At 71.8% G+C, this 20,107-nt stretch carries 14 protein-coding genes; 4 read left to right on the forward strand and 10 right to left on the reverse strand.

The features are described from left to right. Positions 1–14 precede the first annotated feature (14 nt). The 4 genes from ACY65G_RS06920 (at position 15) to ACY65G_RS06935 (ending at position 3,715) form a co-directional block, all read left to right on the forward strand. On the forward strand, positions 15–410 hold the full coding sequence (locus ACY65G_RS06920; RefSeq protein WP_464996632.1) for a DoxX family protein: 396 nt from the start codon (positions 15–17) through the stop codon (positions 408–410). A 102-nt stretch (positions 411–512) separates the two neighbouring features. Then, positions 513–1,415 carry a FecR family protein gene (locus ACY65G_RS06925; protein ID WP_464996633.1) on the forward strand — a complete coding sequence of 301 codons (903 nt, stop codon included), beginning with the start codon at positions 513–515 and terminating at the stop codon, positions 1,413–1,415. 1 nt (position 1,416) lies between these two features. Then, positions 1,417–2,298 carry a Tll0287-like domain-containing protein gene (locus ACY65G_RS06930; RefSeq protein WP_464996634.1) on the forward strand — a complete coding sequence of 294 codons (882 nt, stop codon included), beginning with the start codon at positions 1,417–1,419 and terminating at the stop codon, positions 2,296–2,298. Continuing rightward, the gene (locus tag ACY65G_RS06935; RefSeq protein WP_464996635.1) at positions 2,291–3,715 is read left to right on the forward strand and encodes a serine/threonine-protein kinase; all 1,425 of its coding nucleotides are present in this window, start codon (positions 2,291–2,293) and stop codon (positions 3,713–3,715) included. The genes ACY65G_RS06930 and ACY65G_RS06935 overlap by 8 nt, the downstream gene beginning before the upstream one ends. Here the strand turns inward: ACY65G_RS06935 and tagF are convergent. The 10 genes from tagF to tssE are packed head-to-tail and all read right to left on the reverse strand — an operon-like array spanning position 3,696 to position 20,106. Further along, complete coding sequence (tagF, locus tag ACY65G_RS06940) at positions 3,696–4,397, reverse strand: type VI secretion system-associated protein TagF (protein ID WP_464996636.1); 702 nt, start codon at positions 4,395–4,397, stop codon at positions 3,696–3,698. The two genes, ACY65G_RS06935 and tagF, sit on opposite strands and share 20 nt — an antisense overlap. Then, a complete protein-coding gene (tssM, locus tag ACY65G_RS06945) occupies positions 4,394–7,834 on the reverse strand; it encodes a type VI secretion system membrane subunit TssM (RefSeq protein WP_464996637.1) in 3,441 nt (1,146 codons plus the stop codon). The genes tagF and tssM overlap by 4 nt, the downstream gene beginning before the upstream one ends. A 23-nt stretch (positions 7,835–7,857) precedes the next feature. Next, positions 7,858–9,198 carry a type IVB secretion system protein IcmH/DotU gene (icmH, locus tag ACY65G_RS06950; protein ID WP_464996638.1) on the reverse strand — a complete coding sequence of 447 codons (1,341 nt, stop codon included), beginning with the start codon at positions 9,196–9,198 and terminating at the stop codon, positions 7,858–7,860. Continuing rightward, the gene (tssK, locus tag ACY65G_RS06955; RefSeq protein WP_464996639.1) at positions 9,188–10,540 is read right to left on the reverse strand and encodes a type VI secretion system baseplate subunit TssK; all 1,353 of its coding nucleotides are present in this window, start codon (positions 10,538–10,540) and stop codon (positions 9,188–9,190) included. Before tssK ends, icmH begins: the two co-directional genes overlap by 11 nt. Then, positions 10,527–11,987 (reverse strand): type VI secretion system-associated FHA domain protein TagH, encoded by a 1,461-nt coding sequence (tagH, locus tag ACY65G_RS06960; protein ID WP_464996640.1) that lies wholly within the window; start codon positions 11,985–11,987, stop codon positions 10,527–10,529. The genes tssK and tagH overlap by 14 nt, the downstream gene beginning before the upstream one ends. A 29-nt stretch (positions 11,988–12,016) precedes the next feature. Continuing rightward, entirely contained in the window at positions 12,017–13,981 is a 1,965-nt protein-coding gene (locus ACY65G_RS06965) for a type VI secretion system Vgr family protein (RefSeq protein ID WP_464996641.1), read from the reverse strand. A gap of 3 nt (positions 13,982–13,984) precedes the next feature. Next, on the reverse strand, positions 13,985–16,663 hold the full coding sequence (gene tssH / locus ACY65G_RS06970) for a type VI secretion system ATPase TssH (protein WP_464996642.1): 2,679 nt from the start codon (positions 16,661–16,663) through the stop codon (positions 13,985–13,987). Further along, positions 16,656–17,717: a type VI secretion system baseplate subunit TssG gene (gene tssG / locus ACY65G_RS06975; protein ID WP_464996643.1), complete on the reverse strand. Its 1,062-nt coding sequence runs from the start codon at positions 17,715–17,717 to the stop codon at positions 16,656–16,658. Before tssG ends, tssH begins: the two co-directional genes overlap by 8 nt. Then, positions 17,702–19,591, reverse strand: a complete 1,890-nt coding sequence (tssF, locus tag ACY65G_RS06980; RefSeq protein WP_464996644.1) for a type VI secretion system baseplate subunit TssF — start codon at positions 19,589–19,591, stop codon at positions 17,702–17,704. Before tssF ends, tssG begins: the two co-directional genes overlap by 16 nt. Next, the gene (gene tssE / locus ACY65G_RS06985; RefSeq protein WP_464996645.1) at positions 19,588–20,106 is read right to left on the reverse strand and encodes a type VI secretion system baseplate subunit TssE; all 519 of its coding nucleotides are present in this window, start codon (positions 20,104–20,106) and stop codon (positions 19,588–19,590) included. Before tssE ends, tssF begins: the two co-directional genes overlap by 4 nt. Position 20,107: the final 1 nt, after the last annotated feature.

A 20,107-nucleotide genomic window follows, 5' to 3' on the forward strand; every position in this document is an offset into this window, starting at 1 on the left:
ACGAAAGCCCTCCAATGCGACACCTGACTCCCGCCATCGGCCGGCTGCTGCTGGCCACCATCTTCATTTTCAGCGGCCTGCACAAGATCGCCACGCCGGAAGCCACGACCGCCGCGATCGAATCGGTCGGTCTGCCCTTTCCCGGCGCGGGACTGGTGGTGGCCATCGCCATTACGCTGGGCGGCGGCCTGATGCTGGCCTTCGGTTTCCGGACCCGCGCCGCGGCGGCCGGCCTCGCCGTCTTCACGCTGGTCGCCGGCTTTCTGTTCCACGGCGCCACCGACGATCCGAACCAGATGATCCACCTGCTGAAGAACCTCGCGCTGGCGGGCGGTCTGTTGCAGGTGCTCGCCTTCGGCGCCGGAGCGTGGAGCATCGACCAGCGCCTGGCCTGCGCCAGGGCAGCCTGACAGGACTGCCCTGGCGCGGGCAGCGATCCCCACTACGGCGGCTGCATCCGGAAGCGTTTGCCGCGCGTACATGGTGAGTGAGTCAACCACCAGGCATCGCTTATGTCCCTGCTCCATCCATTTCGCGGCGCCCGGCGCCGGCTGGCCAGCGCCATCGCGGGCTGCGCGCTGGCGGCGACGTTGCTGCTGCCAGCCGCGCCGTCCCTTGCGCAGCAGGCCGTCATCTCGTTTGCCGAACAGCCGCTGCGCCTGATCCGCAAGACCACCGTGTACCAGGCGTCTTCCGGTGTCCGGCTGCAGGCCGGCGACATCGTCGAGTCCATCGCCCATCCGGCGCAGATCGAATGGCCGAACGGCACGCGGCTGGCGCTGGGCCCGGCGAGCAGCGTACTGGTGCGGAACGCGACCGGCCTGCCGGGCGCCAGCCTGCTGCGTGGCTGGGGCAAGTTCGCCACCACCGCCCCGACGGGCGGCCAGCTGTCATTCGACGCGGGCACGCTGGTCCTGCAGGCGCGAGGCGCCAGCGGCATCGTGCACCTGACTGCGGACCGTACCGAGCTGCTGGTCGAGAACGGTACCGTGGCGGCGGCCGACAAGGCCGCGGGCACCGCGCAGGCCCCGATCGGCAGCGGGCAGTACGCCGTGCGGCAGGCAGCCGGGCCGCTCGCCGGACCGTTGCAGACTGCGCCGCGCCCGCCGCGCCAGTTCATCGGCCAGATGCCGCGCGCCTTCCTCGACCCGCTCGTCGCGGTCGCCGCGCTGGCGCCGGGCTCCAGCGCCAAGGCGGAGCGCGAGATCGCCGCGGCCGATATCGTCGCGTGGCGCGATGCCGGCGCGGATGTGCGCCAGCAACTGGCCAGCCAGTTCGCCGCGCGGCTGGCCGACGGCACGTTCCGCGCGGAAGCCGAAAGCCTGCTCGACAATCAACCGGAATGGCGCGCGGCGATGCGCCGGCGCGACATCACCCGCAGCCGCACCGCGACGCCGCTCAACCACCTGTTCTGAGATGAAAATCCACTCGATTGCCGCCAGGTTCAACCTGGTCTTCCTTGCCGTCTCCATCGCCGGGTTCTGCGCCGCGGGCTTCGTCACGAACGACATGCTGGTGGCGAATGCCCGTGAAGAAACGCTGCAGCATGCGCGCCTGCTCCTGCAGGCGTCGGATGCCGCCGGCAAGTACGCCAGCGCGCACGTCACGCCGCTGCTGGAAAACCGGCTCAAGTTCGAATTCCTGCCGGAGGCCGTGCCCACCTTCGCTGCGATCGAGCACCTGAACCAGCTGCTGAAGGCCTATCCTGATTACACCTACAAGCAGGCCACGCTGAACCCCACCAATCCGCGCAACCGCGCCACGGACTGGGAGGTGCCGCTGGTGAACCGGCTGCGCGGCGAACAAGGGACGGCGGAGCTGGTCGGCGAACGGGCCGGCCCGTCCGGTGCGGCGCTGTACGTGGCACGCCCGATCCGCATCCGCGACAGCGCCTGCCTGGCATGCCACGGCACGCCGGCCGACGCGCCCGACACGATGCTCGACATCTATGGCCGCGAGAACGGCTTCGGCTGGAAACTGGGCGAGACCGTCGGCGCGCAGATCGTCTCGGTACCGATGGCAGTGCCGTTGCAGCGCGCCCGCACATTGCTGCAGACGTCGCTGTGGTCGCTGCTGGCGATCTTCGCGTTCCTGTTCGTGACACTGAACGTGATGGTGCACGTTTTCGTTACCCGGCGCCTGCGCAAGCTGTCGCGCGTGGCCGACGATGTCAGCCTGGGCCGCGCCGGCGCGGCCGTCATCGATACGCGCGGCAGCGACGAACTGGCCGGACTGGCACGCGCGTTCGAACGGATGCGCACCAGCCTTGGCAGCGCAATGAAAATGCTCGATGAATGAGCTGGCCGGCCTGCCGCGCCAGATCGGCAAATACCGACTCGATGCCATCCTGGGGCGCGGCGCGATGGGCGTGGTCTACCGCGCCTTCGATCCGCTGATCGAACGCACGCTGGCGCTGAAGACCGTGCACCGCGCCGTGGCCGACCCGGAGCAGGCGCAGGAGATGCTGCAGCGCTTTCGCAAGGAGGCGCAGGCCGCGGGCAGGCTGATGCATCCGCATATCGTCGCGGTGCACGAATACGGCGAGACCGACGACCTGGCCTATATCGCGATGGAATTCATCGATGGCTGCCCCATGTCGGACCTGGTGGCCGGCGCACCGCTGCCGCCGGCGCAGGTGGCGGCATGGATGGGCGACCTGCTCGCCGCGCTGGGCTACGCGCATGCGCGCGGCGTCGTGCACCGCGATATCAAACCGGCCAACCTGCTGGTGACGCCCGATGGCCGCATCAAGGTCGGCGATTTCGGCATCGCCCGCATCGAGTCCTCGACGCTGACGCAGACCGGCGCGATGCTCGGCACGCCCAGCTACATGTCGCCCGAGCAGTTCCGCGGCGATACCGTGGATGGGCGCAGCGACCTGTTCTCGGCGGCCGTCGTGCTGTACCAGCTGCTGACGGGCCAGCGGCCGTTCTCCGGCTCGGCCGCCACTGTGATGCAGCAGGTGCTCACCCAGACGCCACCGCCGCCTTCGCACTGGAACGCCGCGCTTGGCGCCGGCATCGACGCAGTCGTGATGCGCGCGCTGTCCAGGGAACCGGCCGCGCGCTTCGCCGTGGCCGCCGACTTTGCACAAGCGCTGCATGAGGCCGCGTGCGATGGCGCCACGGCGGTCATCCCCGTGCCCGCCGACATTGACGCCACCGTGCTGCTGGCCGGCACCGCCGCCATGGCGGCCCGCGCCGCCACATCCGCCGCGCGGGAGGCGACGGCCGAGCTGACCGGATGGAAGATGACGGCACTGCCGCAGCTCGAAGCCTTGCTGGCTGCGCAGATCGGTCCGCTGGCCAGCCTGCTGCTGCGCCGGTTGGCGGCCACCGCCCCGGACTTCGGCACGCTGTGCGAACGCCTGCTGCCGCACATCCCGTCGCCGGCGGCACGCGCCGCCTTCGCGGCCGAACTGGCGGCGCTGGCAAAGACCCTCGATGCGGCCCAGCGCACTGGCGGCGGAACGCAGCCCGGCGCCACCGTGCAGGGGGACGACACGCAGCCGCCAGGGGCCGATTTCGGCGCTGCGGTGGCGGCGTTGCTGGCGGAGGAAATCGGTCCCATCGCGCGCATCGTCGTCAAGCGCGCCCTGCCACGCGCGGCCGGCCGGCAGGCGCTGCTCGACCTGGTCGCGCCGCAGATCGATATGCCGGCGGCGCGTGCCCGCTTCGTCGAACGGGCACGCGCGCTCACCGGCCAGGCGCCGTAGCTTCCTGCGGTGCGCCCAGCATCGCGCCGAACCGGCAGGCAGGCGGCAGGCCCGCGCTGACCAGCAGCGCGGGCGCCATGTGCGGCGTACCTTCTGTCCAGAAGACCGCCCGCCCGGCCAGGCCGGAGACCGGCAGCATGCGTGACAGCGCCGCCGCGGCGGCGTGTCCGGCATCGAGCGCTACCCAGGCCACCTCCGGCTCCGGTCCCTGCTCCGGTTCCGGTTCCGGTGCGTGCGCCATGGCGGGGGGCGCCAGCGTTTCCAGTGCGATACCCAGGGCGGCCAGCGGGAGCGTGCCGCGCATCGCATCCACGCCCAGTGCCTCCAGCGAGTCGAACCATGCCGCGCCGGCGCCTACCAGTCCGTGCAGCGCGGCGCCGTCGTCGGGCATTGCAGCGACGGTCAGCGGAAAGTGGCGCCCGACCCGGTCGACGCCCGGAATCAGGACGCCCGCAACCGCCGCACGGCCGCACACTCCGGGGGCCAGCGCGAAACGCCATACCGGCGCATGCAGATACAGTGCGATCCAGTCTTCGCCAAGCCGGGCATGGCTGTCGCGCATCCCTTGCTGCAGCCACGTATCCCATGGCTGCACGAATTCCGGCGGCAGGCCGCGCAGCGTGAAGTCGCCGAGGCTGGCGACCTTGCCGTACCAGCCGATATCCCCGATGCCGGCCGTCACAGGCCTGGCGGGCAGGCGAACTGCGTCGCGTCGCGCCGGAACGGATTGATTACGCTGCCGGCGGTCAGCTCGTAGCCGGCCTTGCGGGCATCGACGCTGAACTCCAGCCGGTAGCGTTCGGCCTGCATCACGTCAAGCGCGGCGCGATCGATCAGGCGCAGCCAGGCCCACAAGCCCTCGGTGCGCAACTCGGCGCCGCTTGCCGGCACCGCGGTGAGCCGCGCCTGGCCGCCGCTGCCGGGAACCGCCAGCGACACCGCGCGCCCGGCCTGGCCGCGGGTGGCCTGCACCTGCTGGCCGTCGATCTCCAGCATCAGCGATGCGATGCCGGGGTCCAGCGGCAGCGGCCGCAACGTGAACCGCAGGGATGGCGCAGCGACGCCGGCGGCGAAGAACATGTCGCGCAACCTGGCGCCGCGCTGGAATGCATCCAGCGCCGCCTGCGAGACGCGCGCCGGCCCCGCCGTCGCGCGCCAGCGCCAGCGCGGACCGGCGCGGTCCACGAACGGCGCCAGTTCCTGCGCGAAGAAGCCATCGAGCATGCCGCCCGGTGCGAAGAATCTGGCGAAGTCGTCCGCTGTGACATCGCGCGGGCTGCCGCGGTCCAGCGGGTAACGGCCGGCGATGGCCGCGCGGCAGAACTGTCCCGGCCCGCCTTCCCAAAGCGCCGCCAGCCTGTCACGCTCGCCGCCCTGCGCCAGGCCGTTGCCCGCCTCGGCGATGCCTTGCAGGATCGCCGGCAGGGGCGCGGCCTGCCCTTCGCCGGCCCGCTTCAGTTGCAGCAGGACGCCGGGCGCCGGCGCCGGGGCGCCGCTGCGCCGCGCGATGGCGGCCGAGTCGAAGTACAGCGCGGCATCCCTGACCAGCGCCAGTACCTGGTCGAGCGGTGTCGGCGCCGGGCCCGCCACCAGCCGGTGCAGCGGTGCGAAGTGCCGGTCTACCGGATGCGGCACCGCGCTATCGGACTTGCCGCCGGCGGCGCCGGCGATCGCGCCCAGCGCCGTTTCGCGTGCCGCGCCGGCGAGCAGTGCCCGCAAAGGCGAGCCTGCACCGCCCAGCGCATTGCTGACCCGCGCCGCGCTGTCGAGGTCGGCGAGCGGCGCCGGCCGCAGGTCGGCCAGGAACCCGTCCCAGGCGCGCGCATAATCCTCGTGGTACCGCTGCAGCACGGCTGCGCGGACGGCGCCTGCATCGGTTTCGCCCGCCGCACCCTGCTGGCGGTCCAACACCCAGTCGTCGCGCGCGATCGCGCTTCCCGCCTGCGCATGTATCGCCAGGAAGCGGCGGTATCCGGCAACGCTGTACATACCGCTCACGCCGGTCGACAGCGATGCGCCGCCGGCACGCGCCAGCACGCCGGAACCGTCGCGCCCCAGCACCCCATTGACCGTGAACGCCGGCAACTGCTCGCGTTCCAGCTGGCGCTTCATGCGGCTGTACAGTCGCTCGGCCAGCGGTACGTCGGACAGCACGCGCCGGGCCTGCTCCACCAGCGGCCCATCGAGCTGCACCGGATCAGGCGCGCTGTCGTCCTCCAGCAGCGCGGCCAGGTGCGCGTGCAGCTCGCGCGCGCCACTCCCCTGCGGCAGACGCTGGCGCCACGCCGCTTCGACCCATGCCTGCACGGCGGCCGCGTCGAAGTGCTGGCGCTGGCCGAGCATCAGGTACGCGCGCAGGGTTTCGTACAGCAGATCCTGGTCGCCCGCCGCGCCGCCGCGCAGCACGTCCTCCATGCGCGCGACGATGCGCGGCAGCAGCACGCTGCGCAGCAGGCGCCGGTACGCCGCGACGGCGCCATCGCCGAGCTTCTCGCCCTGGTACAGGCCCATGCGGTCGAGCAGCGGTACGGCACGCTCCCGTTCGGCATCGCCGGCCGGCAGCGCGCGCGCCGCGTCCAGCAGCGGCAGCACGGCCAGCTCATCGCCTTCGGGGGGCGTCGTGGCGATCAGCCGCGCCAGCGCATCGGTGGCCGCGCCGGAGCGCTCCACCAGCCTGTCGTTGCGCAGGTAGCTGGTGCACAGTGCCGCGCCAAGCAGTAACGCCAGCGCCGCCGCAACCGCCAGCAGCGCTGCGTTCGCCATTCGCCGCCGGCGCGCCGCCCGGGCGTTCAGGCCGGCCAGCCCCGCTTCGCTGAACACCACCTCGCGCAGCAGGCGCGTCACGAAAAAACTGCGGCCGCTGTCCGGCGCCGGCGGCAATGCCCGGTTGCCGAGACCGAACGATCCCGCCAGCGACGCCATCACGCGGTCGATCGACGTGCCGTGCTGGGTGCCGCTGGTGAAATACACGCCGCGCAGCAGCGCCGGCTGCTCGAAACGGTTGCCGGTGAAGACAAGCCGCAGGAAATTTTCCAGCACGGCCTCGAGCGCGGCAAACTGCTGCGGGAAGCCGTGGATCAGCGCGCGGCGCGCCAGGTCGCGTTCCTGCTGGAGCCGTTCCAGCAGGCGCTCCTGCAGGCGCTCTTCGAGCGCGCTGAATTCGGTGGCGAATGCTTCCAGTGCGGGGGCCGCCATGCCGCCGCCGGCAAGTGGGAACGTCATGCCCCACACCTGCGCACGCTCTTCGCGCCCGAGCGGCGCGAAGAATTCCCCGAACCCGGCCAGCAGGTCGCTCTTGGTCACCATCACGTACACGGGAAGGGCCATGCCGAGGCGGTCCTGCAGCTCCTGGATGCGCATGCGGATCGCCCGTGCATGGGCTTCGCGCCCCGCCTGGCCCTGCTGAAGCAGGTCGGCCACGCTGATGGCCAGGATCACGCCGTTGATCGGCCGGCGCGGCCGGTATTTCTTCAGGAGTGCCAGGAAGCCATTCCACGCGGCGCGATCGACGCCGGCCTGGCTGTCCTGGGTCGCGTAGCGGCCGGCCGTGTCGAGCATGACGGCTTCGTCGGTGAACCACCAGTCGCAGTGGCGCGTGCCACCGATGCCGCCCACCGCGTCCGGCCCCAGCGCCTCGGCCAGCGGGAAGCGCAGGCCGGAGCGCGTCAGCGCCGTCGTCTTGCCGCTGCCGGGCGCCCCGACGAACATGTACCAGGGAAGTTCGTACAGGTATTGCCGGCGCATGCGCCAGCCCGGATTGGCCGAGCGCAGCACGGCAAGCGCCTCGCGCATGCGCCGGCCCAGCACTTCCAGGTCCGCGGCGGCGGCATCGTCCGCGCCCTGGGGCGACTGGTGCGACGGCGCCGTCACGCCGTCGGCCAGGGCATCGTGCCGGCGGCGCCCCAGCCACGCCCGGCAGCCGATCCAGCCGGCGGCCAGCAGCGCCAGCACCGCCATCAGCAGCCAGCGGCTAACGGCGGAGGCGAATGGTGCCCGGCCGCCGACCTGGAGGAACGGCGCCTCGAACCAGACGAGGCACGCCAGCAGGACAGGCAGGAGAACAAGGCCCGCCACCAGCATCGGTGGCCTGCCCGGCCAATGGGAAAGGAATCGGTTCATGTCGTTACGTTCGGGTGCATGGGTTAGCGTGATGCGGCGGCGGCCGTGACGACGATGTCGACACGGCGGTTGCGAGCGCGGTTGGCCGGACTGTCGTTCGGCACGATCGGCTCGGTGTCGCCGCGGCCTTCGCTGGCGAAGCGCCCGGGCGTGCCGGCCTGACCGGCAAGCAGCGCCGACACGTTGCGCGCACGCGCCTTCGACAGGTCGAAGTTGGTCGGCAGGCGCGCGGACAGCGCGGGACGGGTATTGTCGGTATGGCCGGTGACCACCACCCTGCCCGGCACCGTGGCGAGCGCGTCGCCGATGCGGCGCAGCACGGGCAGCAGGCGTGGCGCGATCTCGTCGCTGCCGGAGGCGAAGCCGCCGTCGCCGCGCAGCGTGATGACCGAACGGCCGGCGCTTTCCGTCACCTCGACCATTCCGCTCGCGACGTCGGCGGCCAGCAGCCCCGCCAGGCGCGCCGGCGCGGGAGGCTGCGCCAGCGGAACCACCACACGCGCCGGCGATACGTGTAGCTGTGTGCGCAACGCGGCCAGCCGCGCGTACACGGGGTCGGATTGCCGGCCGAGGAGCCAGCTGAACGTCAGCTGCAACAGCAGCAGCGACAGGGCCGCGCCTGCGGCCACCAGCCACGGCGCCCACGCCGGCACGCGCAACTGTGCCTGCGGCTGCCCGCGCCAGCGCGGCGACAGGTCCTGTTCATGGGCCCCGCGCTGCCGCGCGATCAACGCCAGCAGGCGCTCGCGCAGCAGCGCCAGCTGCTCGTGGCCACGGTCCATTACCCGGTAGCGCCCTTCCAGCCCGAAGGCCAGGCACAGGTACATCAATTCCAGCACATGCAGGTGCCGGCCCGGGTCGGCGCTCAGCCGCTGCAGCACGACGAAGAATTTCTCGCCGCCCCAGGCTTCGTTGTGGAATGCCACGAGCAGGCTGCGCCGGTTCCAGACTGCGGCGCCCCAGGGCGTGCCCGAGACGGTTTCGTCGATCAGCGTGCACAGTGCATAGCGGGCGGCGGCGATCGTCTCCACCTCGATGCCGGCACCGCGGGCGTCGGCCTCGAAGCGCCGCACGGCGTCGCTGAGCCGGGCACGCAGCACGTCCAGGTCGGGTGCCGCCGCGCCGCGCAGCGGCAACACGAGCCCGAGCAGCGGGTTGGCGGCGCGCACCAGCGGGTTCAGTGCCCCCCGTTCCGGCATCTGGCGCGCTGTCATGCCCGGCCAGGCAGGTTGTGTGGCTTGCTGCGGCATCGGGTCCGGCTGAACGGGTACCGGCGGCGCGGCGGCGCGGCGCATGCCCGGGTTCGGCACCAGCATGGTGCGGTCTGGGTCGTGCCCGGTGTCGTGATGGTCGTCAGGCTGCATGTCGGGATGCCAGGTTGCGGATTGCCCAGAACTGCATGCGCAGGCCGGGGAAATTGCCGGCGATGTGCATGGCGAAGCCGGCCGAGTTGTTCAGCTGCTGCCAGTAGTCGCTGCCGCGGTCGAGTTCGAAATAGGTGTGGCCGGCCAGATAAGGCAGCTGGCGCGGCGCGACCGGCAGCGGGCGCAGGGGGATGCCGGGCAGCTGCAGGTTGACCAGGTCGCGGATGGTTTCCACCGAACCGATCTTCACTTGCGGCGGGAAGCCGGTGCGCACCGCATCGGGCGCCACCTGCGCCTGCACCGCCAGCACGAACGTGGCCGACCGCAGCAGCTCCCGGTCCGGCAGCACGGCGACGCGGATGCCGAACTGGCGCTCTTCCAGCGCCAGCGCGACCGCCTGCGGATCCATCACGGCCGACAGCGAGCGGCGCAGGTCGAGCATCAGCGGCAGGAAGCTGGCCGCGATCGCGTCGTGGCGATACGGCGGATACTGCGGCGCGCGCTTGTCGGCCCGGGTGAAGGTGGCCAGTTCTCCCGCCAGCGCGCACAGCGCGCGGTACAGCGCTTCCGGATGCAGCGCCGGGGTTCGGGCCAGGTGGGCCACCAGCGGCTCGCTGCGGTTGAGCAGTTGCAGCAGCAGGAAATCGGCGATCTCGCCGGCGCCGCTGGCCTGCGGCTGCGCGAGCCGCGCGGCCAGTGCTTCGGCGCGCTGGTGCAGCAGACCATGCAGCTCGTCGAGGAAGCCGGCCAGCGGCGGCGCGGCGCGCAATGCCAGCGCCGGCGGGCAATAGGCCGCATCGAGCACCACCTGGTTGTCGGCACGTCGCTCGATCACATGGGCGATACCCAGCGTCGCGCAGCCCTCGGCCAACGCATCGCGCAGGACCAGGCGCAGGCGCAGCTTGCCGATCTCGACACGGGCGCTGATATCGAGCCCGTTGCTGTCCCATACCTCGGCCTCGGCACGACGGTGCCTGGCGCCGCTGCCGGCGCCATCGCCGTCGTCGACTTCGGGCACGCCGTGGCGGCGCAGCGGCAGTGCCAGCACCACGGTCATGTCGCGTGCCTCGGGCGGCACGTCCAGCGGCAGCGGGATATCCTCGTCGCCGCCCAGCCCGAACGGGGTTCCGTCGGGCAGCACGCCGCTGCACGCGCGCAGTGCGATCTTGCCGAGAGCGAGCTGCGACGCGTCCAGCTCGATATGCGACAGGCCCCATGCATACGGACGCAGCGCGCCGGCGCGGCCTTCCAGGGCCGCATCCAGGTGACGGTCGTGCTGCTGCATGTGCTGCGGCTGCAGCAGCATGCCTTCCGACCAGATGACTTTGCTATTCCACGACATGGCTGCTCGCTGGTGAAGTTGGATGATGGCCGCCGCGCAGCCGTTCGATCTGCTGCTGGTAGGCGACGGCGAACTGTTCGCCGAACAGCCGCTGCAGGTCGTCGTCGGCGTCGCGCACCAGGTCACCGTAGGACGCCGCCAGGCGGTCCCACAGGCGCGCCTTGCGCCGTGCCGGCAGCAGGCGGTCGAGACGGCCGCCGGTGGACATCCGCTGTTCGACCCGCGCCGGATCGAAACGCTGCACGACGACGCCCAGTGCAGCGCGCATGCCGGCAATGACGGCCAGTTCGTGCGCCTTCAGGTCGTCGAACGCGGCGCCGAAGGCCGCCTGCGCCGGCAGGTAGCCTGGCGCCTCGGCACCCAGCATCTGCGCCAGCGCCGTATCGGCGTCGGGGAAGAATTTCAACGGGTTGTTGGCACGGGCGGCGATCATCGTCATGTCGATGTGGCTTTCGCGCTTCGTCACCGCGCGCGCCGTCAGCACCTCCATCGTGCCCCGGGTAGCGGCGCGCAGCATCGCTCCCGCCAGCCGCGCCGTCTCTTCGGGCGGGCGGTCGGCGCGCCACCGCGGCAGGCCGAGGCCGTCCAGCAGCGCGCGCAGCACGGCGTCGCCGGCGGCTGGCGGCAATGGATGCGCAGGCACCGGCGCCGGCGCGACTGCCGGCGCCGCGGGCGGCGGCGGGGCCGCGTGCGCCGCGGTCAACGGAACGACCGGCGGCGGTGCAGTGGCGGGGCGGGCGGCGGCGAACAGGCTCGCCAGCGGATCGTAGTCGGCCGGGATGGCCGGGGGCGCATACGCCTGGCGCTCCGGCGGCACGTGGTCGCCCGGCGTGCCGATCCCGGCCGGACCGACGGGCATCGTCAGGCCATCCGGCAGCAGCCCCAGCGGATCTGCGGGCGGCGCACCATCGCCGTTGCGCAGGATCCCGGCCATGGCCAGCGCATCGGCCGGCCCCACGGGCGGCGCCAGGAACGGCGCCGATGGCGGTGCAGCGAAAGGCTCCGATGACGCTGCAGCGAAGCGCGCCAGTGGTGGCGCGGGATGCGGCGCCGGCGCCGCGATCATCGTGGCCATTGCGTCCGGCTCCGGTGCGCCCGGGGTCGCCGCCAGCACGGCGACGTCCAGCAGGTAGTCGCCGATCGCCACGAGGTCGCCGTCGGCCAGCGCGGCAATGGCGCCCGCGCCCAGCGGCCGGCCGTTGACGAGACTGGGATTGGCGCCCTGATCGGCCAGACAGAACCGCCCGTCCGTCACCATGACCGCCGCGTGCACCCGCGAGATGTACTTGCCCGGGTCGTCCAGCACCAGCAGGTTGCCCGGCGCCCGCCCGACGGTGCCGCCTGCGCCGTCGAAGCGCGCTTCCAGTGCGATGGGCGGCGCCGCGCCGCGGTAGCTGCGTACCCGCAGCACCAGGGCGGCGGCCTCCCCGCTGTTCGTATCGTTCATGCCTTTCCTTTCAGTGATGTCGATGCCGTTCATTGCTTGCCGTCGTCGGCTTCGCGCGGGTCCGCCGGCCGCGCCGGCGGCAGGATCGTGGCGGCCAGCACCGCAGCCGTGGCGGCCGTGGCGGCCGACGGCATCGGGATCGGCATGGCCGACGCCACGATCATCGCCGGTCCGATGGTGAGAAAACTGGCGCCGGCCTTCAGCGTGATCGTGGCGCCCGCCTCGATGACGACATTGGTGCCGCCCTTGATGTGCAGGGACGTCCCGGCGTGCAGCCCGGCCCGCGTGTCGCCCGCCAGTACCATGTCGGCTCCGGCGGACAAGGCCATGGCACCATCGGTCCGTTCGCGGCGCGCGCCGCCCACGGCCAGGTGCCGGTCGCCACCGGTCTTTTCGTAGCTGTCGCCCACGGTCAGCACATGGCGGTCGCGCCCGACCCAGGCAAGGAAGTCGCGGCCGACCCGGTGCTCCAGCTCGCGCTGCGCATGCACGTAGAACTGCTCCGCGCCCTTCCTGTCCTCGAAGCGCAGCTCGTTGTGGCCGCCGCCCCCGGGCGACGATTCGCTGCGGACCGTCGAGCGCGTGGCCGATGCCGGCAGCGGATACGGCGGCATGTTGTCGGCGTTGTACACGCTGCCGGTGACCAGCGGGCGGTCCGGGTCGCCCTCGAGGAAGCTGACGATCACTTCCTGGCCGATGCGGGGCACGAACATCGCGCCCCAGCGCCGCCCCGCCCAGCCCTGGGCCACCCGCACCCAGCATGAACTGGCTTCGTCGTCGCGCCCGGCGCGGTCCCAGTGGAACTGCACCTTGATGCGGCCATACTTATCGGTCCAGATTTCCTCGCCGGCCTTGCCGACGACGATGGCGGTCTGCGGGCCGTGCACCAGGGGCTTGCGGGTGGCCAGCGGCGCGCGGAAATCGCGCTGCTTCGGCATCACGTCGAAGGCGCATGTCAGCAACGGCTCCGGCTCGGCCGGCGCGGTCGTCTGGTACGGGTCGGATGCGAGCACGTAGTCGGCCGCCACGACGAGGAATTCGCCGTTCTGGTCGGCGCGCGGATGCTCGGCGAGCCGGAACAGCGTGCCGGGGAACAGCCCGCGCGCGCGCGTGGCGCCCCGTATCCGCTGGTAGCTGGTGTGCAGTGCATCGAGGCGCACGCGGGCCGCGGCGTCGCCATCGGCCCGCGCGCTGTAATTGCCCGGCCAGTCGAACAGCTCATGGTCGGCCTGCGCGTGGCCGCGCACGGTGGCGGCCTTGACCAGCAGGTTGGCGGCGGGCTGCTCGAAATCGAAATCCTTCAGCACCTGCACGCCCGGCTCGACCTCGGCGCCCATATGCCACTCGTACACCACCTCGCTCTCGCGCATCGCGTGGTCGGCGGCCGGCATGTACAGCAGGCTGGCATACCCGGGGGCCGGCGCGTGGGCGGCGTAGGAGTCGGCCAGCACGAGCGTGTGGCGTCTGGCATCGCAGCGGAAGAAATAATAGATGCCGGCCGCCTCGAGCAGCCTGCTGACGAACTGGAAATCCGTTTCGCGATACTGCACGCAGTACGGCAATGGCCGGTAGGCGCCGCCCAGGCCGGCCGTGTCGACGTCGGCGATCGCATACGGCGCGAACACGGCCTTGACGATATCGGGCACCGACCGCTCCTGGAAGATGCGGCAGTCCGACGATCGCGTGAGGAACCACAGCCACGGCCTGACCGTGGCCTGGTAGGTGCTGAAGCGCCCTTGCCGACCGGTCAGCGCGAAGCGCGTGACGAGGCCGTGGAAGTACCGCGTGCCGCCGCGCGGCAACGCGATGCCGACGGACAGCGGCGTCGCCAGCAGCGCGTCCGGCTGCAGGTCGGCACGCTCGCTGTACAGCTCGAGATCGTAGCGGCTCAGCTGCGACAGCGCCTCGCTGCCGCGCATGCGGCGCAGCAGCAGCACGTCGGCACCGAGCACGCAGGCGACGTGGACGTCGCGCCTGTCCTGGGTGGTCGCCATCGCCTACCGGCTCCCGTAGTCGTAGGCCAGTTCGCCATCGCGCACCTCGACGGCGACGCTGGCGATGGCGGCGCGCGCGTCCGTGCCGGCGTCGAGCAGGCGGCACAGGAACTCGGCGCTGAGCGCCGGCAGCAGCGTGTTGGTCAGGATCGCGTCGATCATGCGCCCGCCGCTTTCCAGCTCGGTGCAGCGGCTGGCCACCAGCGCCACCACTGCGTCGCTGTACGAGAACGGCACGCCATGGCGCTCGGTGATGCGGCGGCCGATCCGGTCGAGCTGCAGGCGGATGATGGCGGCCAGCATGTCGTCGCCCAGCGGGTAATACGGTACCGTTACCACCCTGCCCAGCAGCGCCGGCGGGAAGACCTGCAGCAGCGGTGTGCGCAGCGCCGCCGCGATCGTTTCCGGGTCGGGCGCCGCGTCCGGATCGCCGCACAGGCGCGTAATCAGCGCCGTGCCGACGTTCGTCGTCAGCAAAATCAGCGTGTTGCGGAAATCGATGACGCGGCCTTCGCCATCTTCCATCCAGCCCTTGTCGAAGACCTGGAAGAACAGTTCGTGCACGTCGGGATGGGCCTTTTCCACTTCGTCGAGCAGCACCACGCTGTACGGCCGGCGGCGCACGGCCTCGGTCAGCACGCCGCCCTCGCCGTAGCCGACATAGCCGGGCGGCGCGCCCTTCAGCGCCGAGACCGTGTGCGCTTCCTGGTATTCGCTCATGTTGATGGTGATGAGGTTCTGCTCGCCGCCATACAGTGTTTCGGCCAGCGCCAGCGCCGTCTCGGTCTTGCCCACGCCCGATGTGCCGGCCAGCAAGAACACGCCGACCGGCTTGCCCGGATTGTCGAGCCCCGCGCGGGCGGTCTGCACGCGGCGGGCGATCATGTCCAGCGCATGGCGCTGGCCGATGATGCGGCGCCCCAGTGCATCCGCCAGGGCCAGCACGCCGGCCACCTCGTCGCGCATCATGCGGCCGACCGGGATGCCGGTCCAGTCCTGCACCACCGCCGCCACGGCATGACGGTCGACCGTGGCCAGCACCAGCGGCTGCTCGCCCTGGCATGCCGCCAGCTCGTCCTGCAGTGCGCGAAGCGATGCCAGCTGCTTGTGCCGGGACCCTTCTTCGTCCTCGGCCGCGCCAAGAGGCTCACCCTGCAGCGCGGCGCGCAGCGCCAGGATGCGTCCGACCAGCGCCTTCTCGGCGGTCCAGCGCGCGGACAGCGCCTCTTCGCGCTCCCGTTCCAGCGCCAGCGCGTCCTGCAGCTGCGCCATCCGCCCGCCCCCGTCGACACCGATGGCCGCTTCGCGCTGGACGATGTCCCGCTCCGTTTCCAGCGCTGCGATGCGGCGCCGGCTGTCGTCGACCTCGGCCGGCATCGCGTGCAGCCCGATCGCAACGCGCGCGCAGGCGGTATCGAGCACGCTCACCGCCTTGTCGGGCAACTGCCGCGCCGGGATATAGCGGTGCGACAGCCGCACCGCGGCGTCCAGCGCCTCATCCAGCACCTGCACGCCATGGTGGCCTTCCAGCGCCGCAGCGATCCCGCGCATCATCAGCAACGCGCGCGCCTCGTCGGGCTGGCCCACCTCGACGGCCTGGAAGCGCCGCGACAGCGCCGGATCCTTGTCGATGTGCCTGCGGTACTCGGCGAACGTGGTGGCGCCTACGGTGCGCAGCGTGCCACGCGCCAGCGCCGGCTTGAGCAGGTTCGCGGCGTCGCCGGTGCCGGTGGCCCCGCCCGCCCCGACCAGCGTGTGGGTCTCGTCGATGAACAGGATGACGGGCCTGTCGCTGGCCTGCACGTCGTCGATCACGGCGCGCAGGCGCTGCTCGAACTCGCCCTTCATGCTGGCCCCGGCCTGCAGCAGGCCAAGGTCGAGGGCCAGCAGGCGCACGTGGCGCAGCGCCGGCGGCACGTCGCCGCCGGCGATGCGCTGGGCCAGGCCTTCCACCACGGCGGTCTTGCCGACGCCGGCCTCGCCGACCAGGATCGGATTGTTCTGGCGGCGGCGCATCAGGATGTCGATGACGCGGCGTATCTCGTCGTCGCGGCCGACGATCGGGTCCATGGCGCCGGCAGTGGCCTGCGCCGTCAGGTCGGTGGTGAAGCGGGCCAGCGCTTCGCCCTTGCCTGGCGCCGTCGCGGCGATCGCGTCGGCCGCCGTACCGGGTTCGCCGCCGCCTTCGCCGCCACCCATGTCCGTTTCCGGCGATGTGGCGAGCAGCGCCGCATGCCGCTCCACCAGGTCGTCGGTGCCGATCCGCCCGAACTGCGCCGACAGGCCGAGCAGGGCGTTGCGCAGGCCGCTGGTCTTCAGCAGTCCGACCAGCAGGTGGCTTGAGCGCACCCGCGCGGCGCCGAACATCAACGTGCCATATACCCACGCGCGCTCGACGGCTTCCTCCAGCTGGTGCGACAGGTCGGTGATCGACGCGGCACCGCGCGGCAGCCGGTCGAGTGCGGCGGTCAGGTCCGCCAGCACCCGGTCGCGTTCGATGTCGTACTCGCGCAGCACGCGGTGCAGGTCCGAATCCGGTGCCTGCAGCAGCTGGTGCAGCCAGTGCGCCAGTTCGACGTACGGGTTGCCGCGCAGCTTGCAGAACACGACGCTGCTCTCGACGGTGCGGTAGCACAGCGTGTTCAGTTTCCCGAACAGGGCGGTGCGGCTGATGTCAGCCATGGGAATCTCCTTTCGATGGTGTTGCATGGGGTGGGCCGCTGCGCAGGCGCAGCTGGCGATCGTCATGTTCGGGTGCCCGCGAGCCAAGCCAGGTGGTCCAGCCGAGCCTGGACTCCCGGCCCAGCCGCAGGCGCGGTACCGTTTCCCTGGCGATGACCGGTACCAGTTCCCAGTCCAGCGCCGGCCCGGCATACAGGCGCACCCAGTCGGCGAGCTGGCGCATTCCCGGGGTGCCGGGCAGCAGCGCCCGGACGCGTGCGAAATCCAGCGGGCCGACGAGCAGCCGGAACCGGTGCTGCGCGTTCCAGACCCGCGTGCCCAGCACCGTGTCCTGGCCGAGCCGCGCGGCGTGCGGCCCGCAGCGCAGCCGCGCCAGGCCATCCTCCGGCAGGCGTAGCCAGCCGCCGGCGAATTCCTGCACGGCCACGGGCGCCCCCAGCCAGTCGCCGAGGATGGCCGCCAGTCCGGCCGCGCTGCGCTGCTGGGGCCCGAGCCGGCCTGCATAGTGCAGCTTGGCGTGATCGGCCACGCCGTCGCGGGCAAGCAGCGACGGCATGCCGATGCCGACCAGGGCGCCGACATAGCGGGCATACGGGTCGTCGCCCGGGCGGTCGAAACCGACCGCCGGCTGGGCGCTGGCCCACGCGCGGTAGAGCAGCGTCATGATCCGGTGCTGCAGCATGTCCAGGAAGCGCGCCGGCGCGGCGTCGTCATGGTGCCGCTGGCGCTCGCGGATGTATTCAGTCAGGTGCACGGGCATCGGGCCATTCGCGCCCAGCAGGCCGAAGAAGTTCAGCAGCAGGCGCGGCGTCCTGCCCTTCCCTTCGCCTTCGTTATCACCGCCAGCCCCGCGTTCAAGCGCGGCCAGCATGTGCGGCTCGAACGCCAGCGAAGGGTGCTGTCCGAGCCGCAGCGCCTCGTCGCGCGGGCGCCGTGCCATGCCGATGCGCGGCAATGCCGGATGCGCGCATTCGACCAGCCGCAGCGCGGCGTAGAAATCGAACGACGCCGGATCGGCGGCCAGCTGGTCCAGCAGTGCTACAGCGTCGCGCATCGCCCCATCCTGGCCGGCCAGGCCATCACGAGTCCCCGTGCCGCCGTGTGCACGCGGGTTTCGGTAAAGCTGTTCAGGCTCGTGTACTTGGCGAAGAACTGTTCGAGCAGCATGCCGAGCACGAACACGCCGCTGCCGGTGAAGGCCGCGTCGTCGAACTCGACAGTGACTTGCAGGCCACGGCCGAAGCTGGCCGGCCCGGGCAGCGGCAGGCGGCGCACCACCGCTTCGGCGCGCACCGCGCGCAGGCCGTCGATTTGCCGCTGGGCCGCCAGGTCGTCGCGGGCGCAGTACAGGCGCAGCATGTCGCGCAGCGCCGTGGCGCCGGCCCCGCCCGGCGCGTCCAGCAGTGACAGGTAGTTCAGCGACAGGTGGCTGGCCAGCCGCCAGGCCGTCTCGCCCTGCGCATGCGACGCTGCCGGCACGCTGGGCCCGGCCACGCAACGCACCGCGCGCACCGGCGCACCGGCGCCGAGCGTGAAGTCGGTACGGCCGGCACCGAGCGGCATGCCCAGCACGAGGTCGCGGTTGGTGCACAGCGTTTCCACGCCCAGTTGCCGCAGTTCGCCACTCCACGGCGCAGCGCACCCATCGACCAGCGTCAGGAATACTTCGCTGCCGACGTAGCCGGAGCGCGCGCCGTCGCGCTGCTGGCGCGCCGACAGCATGCGTGCATCGCGCCGCACCTGGTAATAGGCAGTCGAGCGCGCGCCCTGCAGGTCGTTGGCGCGGTAGAACGACTGGAAGGCCTGCACCGCGTCGCTGCCGCTGCCGTACCCCTTCACGCCGAGCACCTGGTACACCTCGTAATCCATCGGCCGCGTGCGGTCCGGCACGACGTGGAACTCGGCCTGGCGATCGGACAGGTGGATGCGGTCGGCGTTCCTGGGAAACAGGTTGATCGCCGGCGTGCAGTACAGGCCGAAGCTGGCCGCGTCGACGGCCTGCTCGAGGGCCGGGTCGCATGTGCCCAGCAGCACCACGATGTCGACCTCGTTGCCGGAACAGCGCCGCAGCGCCGGCCCCAGCCCGCCCAGTTCCACGAACATGAAGCGCTGCGGCAGCGCGAAATACTCCTGCAGCAGGCGGTAGCCTTCGAACGTGCGCGGCCCGTTCGGCAGCAGTGCCTCGTCCTCCGCGCACCCCAGCGGGCGCACCGTGCCGGGCGGCACGAAGCTGTGCGCCGCAGCCTGCCCCACTTCGCCGGCCGGTATCACGACGATGCCGGCGACGTGGGCCACCAGTTGCTCCAGCAGCCGGCCGGGCACCGCCTCGCTGCCGCGCAGGAACAGCGGCAGCGCTTTCAGCGACAGGTCGTCGAACGCCAGGCCGGCGCCGCAGCGCAGCCGCAGCCGCAGCGCCGCCTTCACCGGCCCGCTCGTTGCAAACCGCGCGAGGTCGATGCCGTCGAGCTGCTGGCCGCAAGGCCGGTAGCTGGCGTGGACCAGTTCCACCGGCCACAGCGTAACGTCGTGGGCGGTGCGGAATTCGCAGACCGTCTGGTCGCCCTTGCCCAGCATGCCATGCAGTGCGCTGCCGCGCGCCACGCGGTAGCCGTGCGCGAGGCTGCCCTCGGCCATGTCCGGCTGCAGCTGCACCACCGCCATCGACGGCGTCGGCGCCAGGTAGTGCGGGTAGACCAGCTCCAGCAGGTGGTTGGTAAAACGGGGGAACTCGGCATCGATCTTCATCTGGACCCGCGCGGCCAGGAAGCTCACGCCTTCCAGCAGCCGTTCGACATACGGGTCGGCGCAGGCTTCCGTCTCCAGGCCGAGGCGCCCGGCAATCTTCGGGAAATCGCGCGCGAATTCGCCGCCCATGCCGCGCAGGTATTGCAGTTCGGCCTCGTAGGCACGCAGCAGCGCCGGATTCATCGCAGGCCCGTCCCATCCAGGTCGAAAAGGCGCACGGCGCCCAGTTCGAGGTCAAGTTCGGTGCGGACATACAGCCGCTCGGGCAGCGGCAGCCCCCACAGCTCGCCCTGGATCTCGAACGCCAGCTGGTTCAACCCGGCCGCCGACCGGCCGCCGGCGACGACGACGCGCAGGCTGTCGCGCAGGATGCGCGGCTCGAAATCCCAGATGGCCTGGCGGATCGCCCGGGCCACGGCATGGCGGTCGAGGCTCGAAGCGGTCTTGCCCGCCAGGTCCGGCAGGCCGAAGTTGAGGACGGACTGCGCCGCCAGCGGCGTGGCCTCGAGCGGCACCGCGGCGGCGGCCAGGCTGGTGGTGTTGAGCAGCCAGCCCAGGTCGCGCAGCACGGCCGCGCGCAGGCCGCGCAGCGACAGCACGCGCTGCTCGCGCGACTCCAGCCGCGCGCCGCTGGCGTCGTCGCTCAGGCGATCCAGCAACGCGGGCTGCAGCCGGTCGCGGCTCAGCAGCTCAACCATG

This window comes from Pseudoduganella sp. jia 12 (assembly GCF_055502675.1).